Annotated in this window: 14 protein-coding genes; 13 read left to right on the top strand and 1 reads right to left on the bottom strand. The window is 42.3% G+C overall.

The features are described 5' to 3' along the window. The first annotated feature begins 5 nt into the window (after positions 1–5). From ilvC to yihA, 11 genes are all read left to right on the top strand, one after another. Positions 6–1,034, top strand: a complete 1,029-nt coding sequence (ilvC, locus tag NSS76_RS12845; protein ID WP_024423187.1) for a ketol-acid reductoisomerase — start codon at positions 6–8, stop codon at positions 1,032–1,034. Then, the gene (locus tag NSS76_RS12840) at positions 1,021–2,574 is read left to right on the top strand and encodes a 2-isopropylmalate synthase (RefSeq protein WP_024423186.1); all 1,554 of its coding nucleotides are present in this window, start codon (positions 1,021–1,023) and stop codon (positions 2,572–2,574) included. The genes ilvC and NSS76_RS12840 overlap by 14 nt, the downstream gene beginning before the upstream one ends. Before the next feature lie 18 nt (positions 2,575–2,592). Continuing rightward, positions 2,593–3,690: a 3-isopropylmalate dehydrogenase gene (gene leuB, locus NSS76_RS12835; RefSeq protein ID WP_024423185.1), complete on the top strand. Its 1,098-nt coding sequence runs from the start codon at positions 2,593–2,595 to the stop codon at positions 3,688–3,690. A 40-nt stretch (positions 3,691–3,730) separates the two neighbouring features. Next, on the top strand, positions 3,731–5,146 hold the full coding sequence (gene leuC, locus NSS76_RS12830) for a 3-isopropylmalate dehydratase large subunit (RefSeq protein ID WP_025092482.1): 1,416 nt from the start codon (positions 3,731–3,733) through the stop codon (positions 5,144–5,146). A gap of 13 nt (positions 5,147–5,159) precedes the next feature. After that, positions 5,160–5,759, top strand: coding sequence for a 3-isopropylmalate dehydratase small subunit (gene leuD / locus NSS76_RS12825; protein WP_024423183.1), 600 nt, complete (start codon positions 5,160–5,162; stop codon positions 5,757–5,759). A gap of 125 nt (positions 5,760–5,884) precedes the next feature. Further along, positions 5,885–6,892: a DNA damage checkpoint antagonist DdcA gene (gene ddcA, locus NSS76_RS12820; protein WP_133744265.1), complete on the top strand. Its 1,008-nt coding sequence runs from the start codon at positions 5,885–5,887 to the stop codon at positions 6,890–6,892. 241 nt (positions 6,893–7,133) lie between these two features. Beyond that, positions 7,134–8,408 (top strand): trigger factor, encoded by a 1,275-nt coding sequence (gene tig, locus NSS76_RS12815; protein ID WP_025092483.1) that lies wholly within the window; start codon positions 7,134–7,136, stop codon positions 8,406–8,408. Positions 8,409–8,659: 251 nt separating this feature from the next. Next, positions 8,660–9,925 (top strand): ATP-dependent protease ATP-binding subunit ClpX, encoded by a 1,266-nt coding sequence (clpX, locus tag NSS76_RS12810; protein ID WP_024423180.1) that lies wholly within the window; start codon positions 8,660–8,662, stop codon positions 9,923–9,925. A 136-nt stretch (positions 9,926–10,061) separates the two neighbouring features. Next, positions 10,062–11,723 (top strand): ATP-dependent protease LonB, encoded by a 1,662-nt coding sequence (gene lonB, locus NSS76_RS12805; RefSeq protein ID WP_073206715.1) that lies wholly within the window; start codon positions 10,062–10,064, stop codon positions 11,721–11,723. 171 nt (positions 11,724–11,894) lie between these two features. Further along, positions 11,895–14,219: an endopeptidase La gene (gene lon / locus NSS76_RS12800; protein WP_024423178.1), complete on the top strand. Its 2,325-nt coding sequence runs from the start codon at positions 11,895–11,897 to the stop codon at positions 14,217–14,219. After that, positions 14,216–14,803 carry a ribosome biogenesis GTP-binding protein YihA/YsxC gene (gene yihA, locus NSS76_RS12795; RefSeq protein WP_024423177.1) on the top strand — a complete coding sequence of 196 codons (588 nt, stop codon included), beginning with the start codon at positions 14,216–14,218 and terminating at the stop codon, positions 14,801–14,803. Before lon ends, yihA begins: the two co-directional genes overlap by 4 nt. Before the next feature lie 210 nt (positions 14,804–15,013). On the opposite strand, the gene NSS76_RS12790 is transcribed toward yihA, so the two are convergent. Next, the gene (locus NSS76_RS12790) at positions 15,014–15,499 is read right to left on the bottom strand and encodes a hypothetical protein (protein WP_024423176.1); all 486 of its coding nucleotides are present in this window, start codon (positions 15,497–15,499) and stop codon (positions 15,014–15,016) included. 242 nt (positions 15,500–15,741) lie between these two features. On the opposite strand from NSS76_RS12790, the gene hemA reads away from it, so the two are divergent. Both hemA and NSS76_RS12780 read left to right on the top strand, forming a co-directional pair. After that, positions 15,742–17,109 carry a glutamyl-tRNA reductase gene (gene hemA, locus NSS76_RS12785; protein ID WP_024427831.1) on the top strand — a complete coding sequence of 456 codons (1,368 nt, stop codon included), beginning with the start codon at positions 15,742–15,744 and terminating at the stop codon, positions 17,107–17,109. Between the two features lie 7 nt (positions 17,110–17,116). Further along, positions 17,117–17,947: a cytochrome c biogenesis protein gene (locus tag NSS76_RS12780; RefSeq protein ID WP_024423174.1), complete on the top strand. Its 831-nt coding sequence runs from the start codon at positions 17,117–17,119 to the stop codon at positions 17,945–17,947. The last annotated feature ends 14 nt before the right edge of the window (positions 17,948–17,961 follow it).

Raw genomic sequence — 17,961 nt, 5'->3', positions numbered from 1 at the left:
GTCAAATGGTAAAAGTATATTATAACGGTGATATTCAAGAAAACGTATTAAATGGTCAAAAGGTAGCAATCATTGGTTACGGTTCACAAGGTCATGCACATGCATTGAACTTAAAAGAAAGCGGCGTAGATGTGATCGTCGGCGTAAGAAAAGGCGGATCTTATACAAAAGCACAAGAAGACGGTCATCAAGTATTCACAGTAAAAGAAGCAGCGGCACAAGCAGACGTCGTGATGGTACTACTTCCAGATGAGCAGCAAAAGAAAGTATATGATGAAGAAATCAAAGATCAATTAGAAGCTGGCAACTCACTTGTATTCGCACACGGATTCAACGTTCACTTCCATCAAATTGTTCCTCCAAGTGACGTAGACGTGTATCTTGTAGCTCCAAAAGGACCAGGACATCTTGTGAGAAGAACATATGAGCAAGGCGCTGGTGTACCTGCCCTATTTGCTATCTATCAAGATGTATCTGGCCAAGCGAAAGACAAAGCACTTGCTTATGCGAAAGCGATCGGCGGAGCAAGAGCGGGCGTTCTTGAAACAACATTTAAAGAAGAAACAGAAACGGATCTATTCGGTGAGCAGGCAGTTCTTTGTGGAGGTCTTACTTCACTAGTAAAAGCAGGATTCGAAACGTTAACAGAAGCTGGTTATCAGCCAGAGCTTGCATACTTCGAGTGTCTGCATGAACTAAAATTGATCGTTGACCTTATGTATGAAGAAGGCTTAGAAGGCATGAGATATTCAATCTCTGATACAGCCCAATGGGGTGACTTCGTTTCAGGACCACGTGTTGTAGATGCAAAGGTAAAAGAGTCAATGAAAGCTGTTTTGACTGATATCCAAAACGGAACATTTGCAAAAGAATGGATTGTTGAAAACCAAGTGAATCGTCCACGTTTCAATGCGATCAATGCAAATGAAAATGAGCACCAAATTGAAATCGTTGGTAGAAAGCTTCGTGAAATGATGCCTTTCGTTAAACAAGGAAAGAAAAAGGAAGCGGTGAGCGTCGGTGCGGAAAATTAATTTTTTTGACACAACACTTCGGGATGGAGAGCAATCACCAGGAGTGAACTTAAATGCACAAGAAAAGCTAATCATTGCAAAGCAGCTTGAGCGCCTTGGGGTTAATATCATTGAAGCGGGATTTCCCGCTTCATCCCGAGGGGATTTCTTAGGCGTACAAGAAATTGCAAGAACGATTAAAAACTGTTCTGTTGCTGGTCTTGCACGATGTGTGAAAGGTGACATTGATGCTGCATGGGAAGCATTAAAAGATGGAGTGGAGCCAAGGCTTCATGTCTTTATTGCCACTTCTGACATTCACCTGAAGCATAAACTAAAGAAAACACGTGAAGAAGTCGTAGAACAGGCTGTCGCAATGGTGAAATATGCGAAAGAACGTTTTCCAGTTGTCCAATGGTCAGCAGAAGATGCGTGCCGTACAGATCTTGCCTTCTTGGCAGAAATTGTAGAAAAGGTCATTGACGCTGGGGCGAGTGTCATTAACTTGCCAGATACAGTTGGATACCTAGCGCCAAAAGAGTACGGGAATATCTTTAAATATATGAAGGAACACGTTCCAAATATCGACCGCGTCAACTTGTCCGCTCACTGTCATGATGATTTAGGAATGGCTGTAGCAAACTCACTTGCTGCTATTGAAAATGGAGCAGATCAAATTGAAACAGCTGTCAACGGAATTGGCGAGCGCGCTGGAAATGCCGCTTTAGAAGAAATTGCAGTAGCTCTTCATATTCGAAAAGACTTTTACCAGGTCGAATCAACGATTCAATTGAATGAAATTAAGCGTACAAGTGATGTAGTGAGCAAATACTCAGGAATGATTGTGCCGCGTAATAAAGCAGTCGTTGGAAACAACGCATTTGCACATGAATCAGGTATTCACCAAGATGGTTTCCTCAAAGAAAAAACAACCTATGAAATTATTTCTCCAGAGCTTGTCGGCGTGACAACAGATGTGCTTGTCCTTGGAAAACACTCCGGAAGACACGCGTTTAAAGACCGCATGAAAACACTAGGCTTTAAACTAACGGAAGACGAAATCAATAAATTCTTTGAGACTTTCAAGAACTTGACAGAGAAGAAGAAAGAAATTACAGATGATGACTTGATCTCTATTATATTAGAAGAAAAAGTAGCAGACCGAAAAATCGGCTACGAATTTGAAAGTCTGCAAGTGCATTATGGAACAGAACAAATGCCAACAGCAACAGTTTCTCTGAAAAATCAAGAAACACAGGAAGTCATTCAAGAAGCAGCCACAGGTGCAGGCAGTGTAGAGGCTGTGTACAACACGCTTGAGCGCTGTATGGAAGAAAGAATTCATTTGCTGGACTACCGCATTCAATCAAATGGAAAAGGCAGAGATGCACTAGCAGAAGTATATGTCACTGTTTCAATAGAAGGAAAAGAAACAGCAGGACGCGGTGTAGCGCAAGATGTACTTGAAGCATCGGCGAAAGCTTATGTCAATGCGGTGAACAGACATTTAATCTTCAAATCAAATCTGATTGAAATTGAGAAACATCACGCGATCTCATAGGAAAGGAGGAAGGTTCTCATGAAAAAGAAAATTGCACTTTTGCCCGGCGATGGAATCGGACCGGAAGTCGTGACATCTGCAGTCGCAGTCCTTCAAGAGACAGCAGCGCAATTTAAGCACGAATTTGAATTTGAAACTGCGCTCATTGGCGGTATCGCAATAGATGAAAAAAACAACCCGCTTCCAAAGGAAACAGTAGATGTATGCAAAAACGCTGATGCGATTTTATTAGGAGCAGTCGGCGGACCAAAGTGGGATCAAAACCCGCCAGAGCTCCGTCCAGAAAAAGGCCTGCTCGCCATTCGTAAACAGCTGGACTTATTTGCCAACATCCGCCCTGTAAAGGTGTTCGATAGCTTAAGCGAGGCATCTCCGTTAAAACAGGATCACATTAACGGAGTCAATTTCGTCATCGTTCGTGAATTAACAGGCGGTCTCTATTTTGGTGAACCAAGCGAACGCTATACGGATGATGAAGGAAAAGAAGCTGCCGTTGATACGCTCCTTTATACAAAGGAAGAAATTGTCCGCGTATTAAAAGAAGCGTTCGACATGGCCTTAACAAGACGGAAAAAAGTGACGTCTGTGGATAAAGCGAATGTCCTTGCTTCTAGTAAACTATGGCGGGATGCAGTAGAAGAAGTTGCTGCTCAATATCCAGAAGTTGAATTTGAGCATATGCTCGTCGACAATGCTGCCATGCAGCTGATTTACAAGCCCGCTCAATTTGATGTCATTGTGACGGAGAATATGTTCGGTGATATTTTAAGTGACGAAGCTTCTATGATTACTGGATCACTCGGCATGCTGCCATCTGCTAGTTTATCAAGCACTGGCCTTCATTTATATGAGCCAATTCATGGTTCAGCACCCGATATTGCGGGGCAAAACGTTGCAAACCCTCTGGCAACCATTTTATCAGCAGCAAGCTTGCTTAGAACATCCTTTTCATTAGAAGAAGAAGCGGCTGCAATAGAAGAAGCTGTCGAAGCTGTTCTTGCCTCTGGCAAACGAACAAAAGATTTAGCAGCAAAAGAGGGAACTTATCAAACGACTGAAGAAATCACTAATGCGGTTGTAGACGCACTCAAGCAGCGCGTGCAAACCATTGTGTAAATAGAATCTTGTGGAATTAGGTAGAGGGAGGAAAAGGGTTATGCCTCGAACAATCATCGAAAAAATATGGGATCAGCATGTAGTCAAAAGCGGCGAGGGAAAACCAGACCTTTTATATATTGATCTGCACTTGGTGCATGAAGTGACATCACCTCAAGCATTTGAAGGATTAAGACAAAAAGGACGCAAGGTGAGAAGACCTCAAAATACGTTTGCGACAATGGATCACAACATCCCAACAGTGAATCGATTTGTGATCAAAGATGAGATTGCTAAAAAGCAAGTGAGTGCCTTAGAGCGCAACTGTGCGGAATTTGGCGTTCGTCTTGCTGACCTTCACAGTGTTGACCAAGGAATTGTCCATGTCGTTGGACCTGAGCTTGGATTGACACTTCCGGGGAAAACAATCGTTTGTGGAGATAGTCATACATCAACTCACGGCGCGTTTGGTGCACTTGCCTTTGGGATCGGTACTAGTGAGGTTGAACATGTACTTTCTACACAAACACTTTGGCAGCAGCGTCCGAAAACGCTAGAAATTAGAGTAGACGGAAAGCTTCAAAAAGGGGTAACCGCCAAAGATGTCATTTTAGCCGTCATTGGTGCGCACGGCGTGAAGTTCGGCTCAGGTTATGTCATTGAATACACTGGGGAAGTATTCAGAAACATGACGATGGATGAGCGGATGACCGTTTGTAATATGTCAATTGAAGCAGGCGCAAGAGCAGGATTGATTGCACCTGATGAAGTCACCTTCGAATATTGCCGCGGACGCAAATATGCACCGCAGGGTGAAGACTTCGAAGCAGCTATTAAAGAATGGGAAGAACTTAGAACAGATCCAGGTGCAACCTACGATAAAACCATTGTGTTAGATGGAAATCAGATTTCACCAATGGTTACGTGGGGAATTAACCCAGGAATGGTACTGCCTGTGGATGCATCAATCCCAGGACCTGAGGACTTTGCACAAGAAGATGATCAAAAAGAAGCAATTCGTGCTTACGAATACATGGGTGTCCACCCGCATCAGCGTATAGAAGATATTACGATTGAGCATGTCTTTATCGGCTCATGTACGAACTCAAGAATGACTGATTTACGTCAAGCTGCTTCTATGATTGAAGGACAAAAAGTAGCAGATCATGTCAGAGCGATTGTGGTGCCTGGCTCTCAAAGTGTCAAATTGCAAGCAGAAAAAGAAGGTCTTCATGAAATCTTCCTTGAAGCAGGATTTGAATGGAGAGAATCAGGCTGCAGTATGTGCCTTAGTATGAATAACGATGTGGTACCGGAGGGCGAACGCTGCGCGTCCACATCAAACCGTAACTTTGAAGGGCGTCAAGGGAAGGGTGCGAGAACGCATCTTGTCAGCCCGGCAATGGCTGCAATGGCTGCGATACATGGCCGCTTTGTCGATGTCAGGAAGTTTAATCAAGAGAAAACAGTCGTGTAAGGAGTTGTCATAGATGGAGCCTTTAGTCACTCATAAAGGGAAAGCCGCTGTGCTTAACCGGATTAATGTAGATACAGATCAAATTATTCCGAAACAATTTTTAAAAAGAATCGAACGAACAGGATATGGCCGCTTTGCCTTTTTCGACTGGCGTTATTTAGCCGATGGCAGCCCAAATCCAGATTTCGAACTAAATCAGCCGATCTATGAAGGAGCATCCATTTTGATCGCAGGAGAAAACTTTGGCTGCGGATCATCTAGGGAACATGCTCCTTGGGCGCTTGATGATTATGGCTTTAAAATTGTCATCGCACCATCATTCGCAGATATATTTCATCAAAACTGCTTTAAAAATGGGATGCTTCCGATTCGCCTTGATTATGATGTGTGGAAAACCTTCGCAGCGTCATATGAGAACAAAGGGTATGAGATGACGGTTGATCTTGAAAAACAGCAAATAGAAGATCACGAAGGGAATATCACCCCTTTTCAAGTCGACCCTCACTGGAGAGAAATGCTCCTAAATGGTTATGATGAGATTTCATTAACATTACTACTAGAAGATGACATTCAAGCATTTGAAGAAAAGCGCAGCAGCTGGCTGCGCGCTTAAGCAACGAGAAGCTGTCCGCCCGAGGTGTGACGGCTTCTTTTTTGCATGAAAACCTCTCGTTACTTGTGTTTACTAATCTTCGTTGGTAAACTGATAAAAAATATGCGCCCGAAAGGAACGTAAGCATGAAGCATGACAAGAAGAAAGATAATGTCATTTTGTTTCCTGGTCTGAAAGAAAGACTGATTGAAAAAGGAATGGCAGCATTAAAAGATAAGCAGTATCAAGAGGCGCTTCACTTGTTTTCAGAAGCTAAATCGTATGATGACGATGAAGAATCCGATATTCACCTCGGAATGGCTATTTGTTTTCTGGAGCTGGGTGAGCTGCAGGATGCAAAGCGTGTTTGTGAAAAAATGCTGCATGAAGGATATGGCCACTATTTCACTGTGCTCCAAGTGTATATGACGATCCTCATTCAGCTGAAAGAATATGAAGAAGTCAAACAGACGATTGAGGCTGTGCTTGAGGAAAACCATCTTCCGGCAGAAAGCGCGGAGCATTTTTACAAGCTGCTCGAATTTAGCAGAAAAATGATTGAATCACCTGAAGAGATTTTAGATGAAGATGAGGACGCCGGAAGTGAGGTCAACATAGATGATATGCTGAAGCGTCCGGAAGAACAGGTCCAGTTCATTCATTCATTGAAAGACCGGAATATTACACCGCATATGGGTCTATTAAATACCATATTACAAAATCCTGATGGGAACCCTTTGGTCAAATCAATGATCCTGCAGCTTCTGGCAGATCATGATGTGGCAAAACAGGTTCATGTGACAAAATTCGGTGATTCTTTAACCCTTATTCCTTCTGAGGCTGTAAAGCCAGAGCAGATGCCGCTTCTTCAGCAAGTCCTTCGTATGCTTGATGACACGCTCGGCAATGAGAATCCGACCCTTTACCAAGCCGTGGAAGAGTTATGGCGCCGGCACTTATTTGTGTTGTATCCATTTCTTCCTAAATACACAGATCCGAGTCTTTGGGCAGCGGCACTTCATAAAGTAGGCTATGAAATGCATGGGATTGAGATTGAACTCGAAGAATTGCATCTATTGTATGAATTTAACGAACGAGAGCTGAGAGAAGCTTGCACAATGCTGAAAGATATTGAAGAAATTTCTTATTTGTAATTTGTCGATTTAGTTGAAAGACGGACTTGTTATGTTATAATATAATGGTTGTATTTGTGCATATATAGTGCAGTTGTCAGATTCCAACGGTTGAAAGACGATATGTATAATCAAGTCAAATGTTGTATACATAATGCAAGCTTCTTAGCGGGGTGCGTGGTTTTTTGATTGGACGAAGTCTTTATGATGCTTTAGAATGGAGCAACGCACAATCTGAATAGATTTTTGGAGGGAAACACACATGTCAGTAAAATGGGAAAAACAAGAAGGTAACGAAGGCGTACTAACTGTAGAAGTTGACGCTGAAACATTTAACAAAGCACTTGATGATGCATTTAAGAAAGTGGTTAAGCAAGTATCGATCCCTGGATTCCGTAAAGGGAAAGTACCACGTGGTCTTTTCGAGCAGCGTTTTGGTGTAGAATCTCTTTATCAAGATGCATTAGATATTCTTCTTCCGGTTGAATATCCAAAAGCAATCGACGAAGCTGGTATCGAGCCAGTTGACCGCCCTGAAATCGATGTTGAGAAAATCGAAAAAGGCGAAAACTTAATCTTCACTGCAAAAGTAACAGTGAAGCCTGAAGTAAAACTTGGTGACTACAAAGGTCTTAACGTAGAAAAAGACGACACAGCTGTTACTGATGAAGATGTACAAGAAGAGCTTAAAGGCATGCAAAACCGTCAAGCTGAGCTTGTTGTCAAAGAAGAAGGCGCAATCGAAAACGGCGATACAGTTGTTCTTGATTTCGAAGGATTCGTTGATGGAGAAGCATTCGAAGGCGGAAAAGCTGAGAACTACTCTCTTGAAGTAGGTTCTGGTTCATTCATTCCTGGTTTCGAAGAGCAATTAGTTGGTCTTGAAGCTGGCGCTGAAAAAGACGTAGAAGTTACATTCCCAGAAGAATACCATGCTGAAGACCTTGCAGGTAAACCAGCTGTATTTAAAGTGAAAATTCATGAAATCAAAGCAAAAGAACTTCCAGCACTTGACGATGAGTTCGCTAAAGATGTTGATGAAGAAGTAGAAACGCTTGCTGAGTTAACTGAAAAAACGAAGAAACGTCTTGAAGAAGCAAAAGAAAACGAAGCAGAAGGAAAACTTCGTGAAGAGCTAGTTGCGAAAGCTTCTGAAAATGCGGAAGTTGACATCCCACAAGCGATGGTTGACACTGAGCTAGACCGCATGATGAAAGAATTCGAACAACGTCTTCAAATGCAAGGAATGAACCTTGAGCTTTACTTCCAATTCTCTGGACAAGATGAAAATGCGCTGAAAGAGCAAATGAAAGAAGATGCTGCTAAACGCGTTAAATCTAACCTAACACTTGAAGCAATTGCTGCTGCAGAAAACTTACAAGTGTCTGACGAAGAAGTGGAAGAAGAACTTTCAAAAATGGCTGAAGCATACAACATGCCAATTGAAAACATCAAACAAGCGATCGGATCTACTGAAGCAATGAAAGAAGATCTAAAAGTTCGTAAAGCAATTGATTTTCTTGTAGAAAACCGTTAATATGGTGCATAATAATAAAACAGGGCGCGAGTGACTCGTGCCTTGTTTTGTACAATTTTTGACTTATCATCGCTTCTTTTGGAAACGATAGTGTAAGTCGCATCTTTCTGTCATACATATCTCAATGTGCAGTGTTAGAAACACATCGTTACCGTCTTTTAGGAAAGTATGGTAAAATGCATACATACTGGACCCAGAAAGGTAGCTGACTGTTAGCTACAGGCAAGTGAAGAAGAATAAGGGGTGAAAGAATGTTTAAATTCAACGAGGAAAAAGGTCAATTAAAATGCTCGTTTTGCGGAAAAACGCAAGATCAAGTGCGTAAACTGGTCGCAGGACCTGGCGTATATATATGTGATGAATGTATCGAGCTTTGCACGGAAATAGTTGAAGAAGAGCTCGGCACAGAGGAAGAAGTTGAATTCAAGGATGTTCCGAAGCCTCATGAAATTCGGGAGATTCTTGATGAATATGTCATCGGACAAGACAATGCGAAAAAATCCTTAGCTGTAGCGGTGTATAATCACTACAAACGGATCAATTCCAACAGCAAGATTGATGATGTTGAGCTTTCGAAAAGTAATATTTCTATGATTGGACCAACAGGAAGCGGTAAAACATTACTTGCACAAACACTCGCACGTATTTTAAATGTTCCATTTGCGATCGCAGATGCAACATCATTAACTGAAGCGGGGTATGTTGGTGAAGACGTAGAGAATATTTTACTAAAGCTGATCCAGGCAGCGGATTATGATGTAGAAAAAGCGGAAAAAGGCATTATCTACATCGATGAGATCGATAAAGTAGCAAGAAAATCAGAAAACCCTTCTATCACTCGCGATGTATCTGGGGAAGGCGTCCAGCAAGCCCTTTTGAAAATTCTTGAAGGAACAGTCGCTAGTGTACCGCCTCAAGGTGGACGTAAGCATCCGCATCAAGAATTCATTCAAATTGATACGACGAACATCCTCTTCATTTGTGGAGGAGCCTTTGACGGGATTGAGCAAATCATCAAACGCCGCTTAGGTCAAAAAGTAATTGGATTCGGTGCGGAAAATAAAGTCGAAGATCTTGAAAAAGAAGTCCTTCTATCAAAAGTACTGCCAGAAGACTTGCTTCGCTTCGGTTTAATTCCAGAATTCATCGGTCGTCTGCCGGTTATTGCAAGCCTAGAGCCGTTAGATGAAAAAGCACTTGTAGAAATCTTGACGAAGCCTAAAAATGCGCTTGTTAAGCAATATACAAAAATGCTTGAGCTTGACGATGTAGAGCTTGAATTTGAAGAAGATGCTCTTAGCGAAATTGCAAAAAAGGCAATTGAGCGTAAAACAGGGGCTCGTGGTCTTCGCTCGATCATTGAAGGCATCATGCTTGATGTCATGTTTGACCTTCCATCTCGTGATGATATTGAAAAATGTGTCATCACTGGTGCAACGGTTGCTGATGGTGAGCCGCCGCGTCTTGTGTTAAAGGATGGCACAGTCGTTAACAAAGATACTAAAACATCTGCATAAGAGAAGTCTCGCTCCTGAATCATTTTGATTCAGGAGTTTTTTATTTATCGTAGAAGACGTGTTTATTCCGTCCAGCTCTAGGAAATACTAGCAGACAGAAACCAATACATACGATAGATGAAGGAGGGAGCACCGATTGAGCTGGACAGGAATCGTATTATTTATACAGCTGTTCTTTGGTATCGTCATCGGGCTGTACTTTTGGAACTTACTGCGAAATCAGCGCACACAAAAGGTGACGATAGACAAAGAATCAAAAAAAGAAATGGAAGCACTCAGAAAGATGCGGTCAATCAAGCTGAGTGAGCCTTTATCAGAGAGAGTCCGGCCAAAGGGGTTTCAAGATATTGTAGGGCAGGAAGACGGCATTCGTGCTCTAAAAGCAGCGCTGTGCGGACCGAATCCTCAGCATGTCATTGTCTATGGACCACCGGGGGTTGGAAAAACAGCCGCTGCCCGTCTTGTCATGGAAGAAGCGAAACGTCATGCTGATTCACCGTTTAAGAAAGATGCGGTATTTGTGGAGCTCGATGCCACAACCGCAAGATTCGATGAACGGGGCATCGCAGACCCGCTCATTGGTTCTGTGCATGACCCAATTTACCAAGGGGCGGGAGCGATGGGACAGGCAGGCATTCCGCAGCCAAAACAAGGAGCCGTTACGCATGCGCATGGCGGGGTTCTGTTTATCGATGAAATTGGGGAACTGCATCCGATTCAAATGAACAAAATGCTGAAAGTCCTTGAAGATCGGAAAGTATTTTTAGATAGCGCCTACTATAGTGAGGAAAACACTCAAATTCCGAATCACATTCATGACATTTTTCAAAATGGACTTCCGGCTGATTTTCGATTGATAGGTGCCACGACAAGAACACCTGAAGAAATTCCACCAGCGATTCGATCGAGGTGTTTGGAAATTTTCTTTAAGGACCTTGACCAGCATGAACTGAAAATTGTCGCTGCTAAGGCTGTCCAGAAAATCCAAAAGGAATTATGTGATGAAGGGCTGAACCTGTTAACCTCTTATGTGAAAAATGGCCGTGAAGCAGTCAATATGGTGCAGATCGCTGCTGGAATGGCCGTCACGGAAAACAGAAAAGACATCACGATCGCCGATGTCGAGTGGGTCATTCACTCAAGCCAGCTGACACCAAGATATGAACAAAAAGTACCGGAAAAGCCAAAAGTCGGTGTAGTGAATGGTCTGGCAGTCTACGGACCAAACAGCGGTGCCTTGCTCGAGATTGAAGTGAATATATGTAAGGCACTCGAAAAAGGAAGTATCAACATTACAGGCATTGCAGAAGAAGAAAGCATTGGCAGTCAGTCTAAATCTATTCGACGAAAAAGTATGGCAAAAGGATCTGTTGAAAATGTATTAACAGTGCTGAGAAACTTAGGGATACGGACAAATGAATATGACATCCATATTAATTTCCCAGGCGGTGCCCCTATTGATGGACCGTCTGCTGGGATTGCCATGGCGGCGGCGATTTTCTCTGCCATTCATCAAATCCCGATTGATCATCTGACAGCAATGACAGGTGAAATCGGATTGCAGGGTCAGGTGAAGCCGATCGGCGGTGTAATACCGAAGATTAAGGCGGCGAAACAAGCTGGTGCCACAACTGTGATTATTCCTTATGACAACCAGCAGTCGATCTTAAAAGAGATTGAAGGCGTCACCATTGTGCCTGTGAAGCACTTCCAAGAGGTGCTGGATCACTGTTTGGTCAACCCGCCAGACGAGAAGAAAGATGGACTAGAAGAGGAAATGAAAAGAAAATCTGTTTAATCCCCATCACATATGGGGATTTTTTAGTGAAATAGATCTTTTTTTCTTTTTCAAGATAAAAAGAAAGGGTATACTACGGTAAGATCATCATTTCTTAAGTCTTTTACATTGTACAAGACTGAAACAGGTATATTATAATGATTCATACTAGTGACGGAGGTGTCAATCAACATGGCAGATGAAATCAAAAAGAATGTTCCGCTCCTCCCATTGCGAGGCTTGCTTGTTTATCCAACAATGGTCTTGCATTTGGACGTTGGACGCGAGAAGTCTGTTCAAGCATTAGAACAGGCGATGATGAACGATCATATGATTTTTCTAGCAACACAGCGGGAAATTTCAATAGATGAACCAGGTGAAGAGGAAATTTTCAAAGTCGGCACCTACACAAAAATCAAACAAATGCTGAAGCTGCCGAATGGAACGATTCGTGTACTCGTTGAAGGCTTAAATCGAGCGCAGATCGAGTCATATGTGGAGCTTGAGGACTATACGTCCGTCGATATTAAAGAATTGGCAGAAGAAGAGTTAAAGGACGCAGAAGCAGAAGCACTCATGCGCACTTTGTTAGATCACTTTGATCAGTACATAAAAATTTCAAAAAAAATCTCAGCTGAAACATATGCAACGGTGACGGATATTGAGGAACCGGGGAGAATGGCAGATATCGTCGCTTCTCACCTGCCGCTTAAATTAAAGGACAAACAAGAAGTACTGGAAACAGTGGATGTCAAAAAACGTCTGAATCGTGTCATCAGCTTAATCCACAATGAAAAAGAAGTGCTGGAAATTGAAAAGAAAATTGGCCAGCGCGTCAAACGTTCAATGGAACGAACGCAAAAAGAATATTATTTGCGTGAACAAATGAAAGCCATTCAAAAGGAGCTTGGAGACAAGGAAGGAAAAACAGGCGAAGTCAGTTCATTAATGTCTAAAATCGAAGAGTCCAGCATGCCTGAGTCTGTTCGTGAAACGGCGTTAAAAGAATTGAACCGTTATGAAAAAATTCCTTCAAGCTCTGCGGAAAGCTCTGTCATTCGAAATTATATTGATTGGCTGATCAATCTTCCATGGGGCATCTATACAGAAGATCGTCTAGATTTAAAGCTTGCAAGTGAAATTTTAGATGATGAGCATCATGGGCTGGAAAAAGTCAAGGAACGTGTGCTTGAATACCTTGCTGTACAGAAGCTGACCAATTCATTAAAAGGACCGATTCTTTGCTTAGCAGGACCGCCTGGGGTAGGGAAAACGTCACTTGCCAAATCGATTGCTAAATCACTTGATCGAAAGTTTATCCGTATCTCTCTTGGCGGGGTGCGTGATGAATCTGAAATTCGCGGACATAGAAGAACATATGTAGGGGCGATGCCAGGCCGTATCATTCGCGGGATGAGTAAGGCAGGCACAATGAATCCAGTGTTTCTTTTAGATGAAATCGATAAGATGTCCTCTGATTTTAGAGGTGATCCGTCTTCTGCGATGCTTGAAGTGCTGGATCCAGAGCAAAATCACAACTTTAGCGATCACTATATTGAAGAGACATTTGATTTATCGCAGGTGTTATTTATTGCCACTGCCAACAATTTAGCAACCATTCCAGGTCCACTTCGTGATAGAATGGAGATTATCACGATTGCAGGGTATACAGAGGTTGAAAAAGCAGAGATTGTGAAAGATCATCTTCTGCCGAAGCAGCTAAAGGAGCACGGATTAAAGAAAGGGAACTTGCAGCTTCGTGAAGCAGCGATTTATGATATGATTCGCTATTACACAAGAGAAGCAGGAGTTCGTGGATTAGAGCGTCAGCTTGCAGCCATTTGCCGAAAAGCGGCAAGAGCGATTGTGGCTGAAGACCGCAAGCGCATCACAGTGACGGAAAAGAACTTATCTGAATTTCTCGGAAAAAGACTTTACCGTTATGGTCAGGCTGAAACGACAGACCAAGTCGGGGTTGTCACAGGACTTGCGTATACGACTGTTGGCGGAGACACCTTATCAATTGAGGTATCGCTTTCTCCTGGTAAAGGCAAGCTCTTGTTAACAGGTAAGCTTGGTGATGTCATGAGAGAATCTGCACAGGCGGCATTCAGTTATATTCGATCCAAAGCAGATGAACTGAACATTGATCCTAATTTTAATGAAAAGCACGATATTCATATCCATGTTCCAGAGGGTGCGGTTCCAAAGGACGGGCCATCAGCTGGTATCACCATTGCGACGGCTCTTGTATCAGCACTCACAGGACGTCCTGTGTCAAAAGAGGTTGGTATGACAGGAGAGATAACGTTAAGAGGAAGAGTGCTTCCGATTGGCGGACTAAAAGAAAAAGCATTAGGCGCACATCGTGCAGGATTGAAAACCATTATTCTTCCAAAGGACAATGAGAAGGATATTGATGATATTCCTGAAAGTGTGAGAGAAGGACTAACCTTTATTCCGGTCTCACATTTAGATGAGGTGCTTGAGAAAGCGTTGGTAGGAGAGGGAAGATGAAAGTAACAAAATCAGATATCGTCATTAGTGCGGTGAAACCAGAGCAGTACCCGAGCGGCGGACTGCCTGAAATTGCGCTTGCTGGACGATCAAATGTTGGAAAGTCCTCGTTCATCAACTCATTGATTAATCGTAAAAATTTAGCGCGTACGTCTTCTAAACCAGGTAAGACCCAGACGCTTAATTTCTACATTATTAATGATATGCTCCATTTTGTGGACGTTCCGGGCTACGGTTTTGCCAAAGTATCAAAAACAGAGCGCGAAGCCTGGGGTAGAATGATCGAAACGTATATTACAATGCGTGAAGAATTAAAAGCAGTCGTCCAAATTGTGGATCTGCGCCATAAGCCATCAGTAGATGATGTGAACATGTATGAGTTCCTTAAATATTACGGAGTTCCCGTGATCGTCATCGCAACAAAAGCGGATAAAATTCCAAAAGGCAAATGGGAAAAACATGCGAAAGTCGTCAAACAGACGCTCGACATTGACCCATCAGATGAACTCATCTTATTCTCTTCTGAAACAAAAAAAGGAAAAGATGAAGCCTGGAATGCGATCCTTGCGAAGGTAAACGGCTAAAAAAAAGCATCTGCGATGAGCAGATGCTTTTTTATCTTTGCTGCTTTTCAGCGTGATAAGAAAACCCTTGAAGTCTAGAAAGGACAAGTACTGGCGCGGAGCGAATTTGTTATTCGTGAGCACCAGCACGCAGGACTGACACCGAATGCGAGGGTTTGTCTTTACGCTGAAGGCATCTGCCATGAGCAGATGCCTTTTTTATTGTATAAGTTATTTCCTTTTTAAAAATAATAAGAGGAGACTGACAGCAATCAGTACATAAGGCCAGTACAATTCAAAGCCGGAAACAGGGATCGAAAGGGAACTTAGCTGTTTTGTAATTTGCTGAAAGAAATAAAGGAACAAACCGAGTGCGATCAGCACAACACTTTCAATTCGATATTCTTTTTTCTGAGATGATTTCACAAAGAGTGCAAGTCCTACGATGAACACAATCATTGTAAATGTGTCAGGCCAGTGGTCCAATTTAGGCTGTAGAATAAAGTGTAGCGAAAGGCCTGTCATGAGCATACCGATAAACACATGAGCGCTTTCTTGCTCCTTTTTTCCTTGATATAAGAACGCGAGGCCAAAAAGCAGTACAAGTGTATACCATTTCTCTTGATCCTTCCAAATGTCAAATTGACCTCCTGAGAGAATGGCATATAGCGCTACAGCCAATAAAGTGAGCGGCAGCAAAATGGATTTCTTCTTCAAAGATGTCACCTTCTTTTAAGCAGATCATTTGTCCGCACGCGCCAAATCTGGTAAATTGCTTGAAGTGATGATCTGGCATAATTGGTGTCGAACATTTTTCTACTATATCACAACATTTTTGAAATCTGTTCACAATTTTTATCCAGTTAAAAATGAATATATGTTATAATCATTATAAATAATAAATTCTATATTGTAATTATTATAAATTAGACAGGGCGTTGGGGGTGCAAGCTGAAGTTATGCATATTCTTGTTGTGGGTTTAGATTATAAAACAGCCCCTGTTGAGATACGGGAACAGCTGAGCTTTGAACCGAGTGAGCTCGGAACAGCGATGTCCAAGCTTAAAGAAGAAAAAAGCATTCTAGAGAATATCGTCATCTCAACATGTAATCGAACAGAGATCTACGCAGTAGTAGATCAGCTTCATACTGGACGGTTTTATATAAAAAGATTTTTAGCCGATTGGTTCGGTTTAGAAAAGGAAGATGTCTCTCCATATTTGAAGTTTTATGAAAACGATGGAGCGGTTGAGCATTTATTCCGTGTGGCTTGTGGACTTGATTCCATGGTCATTGGTGAAACGCAAATACTCGGTCAAGTACGTTCCAGCTTTAAAGTAGCTCAAGAGGAGAAGACCATTGGTACCGTTTTCAATTATTTATTTAAACAGGCGGTAACCGTTGCAAAGCGCTCTCATGCGGAAACGGATATTGCGTCTAATGCCGTATCTGTCAGCTATGCAGCTGTTGAGCTTGCCAAAAAAATCTTTGGACGTCTTTCTGATAAGCATGTCCTGATTCTTGGTGCGGGCAAAATGGGCGAACTGGCGGCTCAAAACCTTCAAGGTCAAGGAATTGGCCAAGTAACGGTCATCAACCGAACGTTTGAGAAGGCAAAGGAATTGGCGGGTCGTTTTTCGGGAGAGCCTAAGAGCTTAAACCAATTAGAAAAAACATTATCCGAAGCGGACATTTTAATCAGCTCAACGGGAGCGAAACAATTTGTCATTACAAAAGAAATGGTCGAAAGTGCGAATAAAAAGCGGAAGGGCAGACCTCTATTTATGGTGGATATTGCTGTACCCCGTGATTTAGATCCAGCTATTTCTGAAGTAGAAGGTGCTTTTTTGTATGACATTGATGACCTTGAAGGCATCGTGGCTGCCAACTTAAAAGAGCGCCGTGCAGTGGCTGAGCAGGTTGAGCTTCTGATTGAAGCAGAAATTGTGGAATTTAAGCAATGGCTGAATACGTTAGGTGTTGTTCCGGTCATTTCTGCACTTAGAGAAAAAGCACTCACGATTCAAGCCGATACGATGCAGAGTATTGAGCGGAAGCTTCCAAACCTCACAAACCGTGAAATGAAGCTGTTAAATAAACATACGAAAAGCATCATCAACCAAATGCTGAAAGACCCTATCTTAAAGGCAAAAGAAATTGCCGCGGAGCCGAATGCAGAGGAAAAGCTTTTACTCTTTAAAGAAATCTTTGATTTACAGGTTGAAGATGAAGAGCAAAAGGTCGAGCCGATGCAGGTGGAGCAAGGATCATTTCAGCTTTTCAAACCAAATATGGCGCAAGGCTTTGCTACAGTTGCCAGTGAGTGATTAAGCGATGATGGAATCCATTGTAGCGAGACTCAATGAAGCAACGATCTTAATCTATGCACTAAGTGTCTTGTTCTATTTCATAGATTTTCTTCAACACAACCGGAAGGCTGGAAAAATGGCTTTCTGGTTGCTTTCTATTGTCTGGCTGCTGCAAACAGTCTACATGTTCTATATTATGATGGAAACAGACCGATTCCCTGTGTTGAATGTAGCAGAGGGGTTATATTTTTATACGTGGGTGCTTGTGACACTGTCTCTTGTGCTCACAAAGGTATTGCGCGTTGAATTTATTGTCTTTTTTACAAATGTGATCGGTTTTTCCATGATGGCGATTCACACCTTTACACCATCTGATCTCCATTCAGCAGAACTAACGGGGAAGCTGACGAGTGAACTGCTCGTGATTCATATTACGATGGCAATTTTATCCTACGGTGCCTTTTCACTTTCATTTGCGTTTTCACTGCTTTATCTCTTTCAATATCGTTTGCTGAAAAAGAAAAAATGGGGAAAATGGCTTCTGAGAATTGAAGACTTATCAAAGCTGGATCATATGGCGTACGTATTAAACATTATTGGTGTGCCTATGCTCTTGCTTAGTTTAATTCTTGGCATCATTTGGGCATATATTTCGTATGATACGTTGTACTGGACAGATGCAAAGGTGCTTGGTTCGTTTATTATGCTGTTTTTATACGGCTTTTACTTATATATCAGATTGGTGAGAAATATGCAGGGCAAAATCGTGGCACTATGGAATGTCGCTTCATTTCTTGTGCTGATGATCAATTATTTTCTGCTTGGTAGCTTATCAACCTTTCATTGGTTTCAATAATGATGAGTCTTAAA

Origin of the sequence: Bacillus sp. FSL R5-0654, from assembly GCF_038008745.1 — a bacterium.
Classification (GTDB): Bacteria; Bacillota; Bacilli; order Bacillales; family Bacillaceae; genus Bacillus; species Bacillus safensis.
Note: the sequence above shows the minus strand (reverse complement) of the source record. Positions and strands in the feature narration are given on the sequence as shown.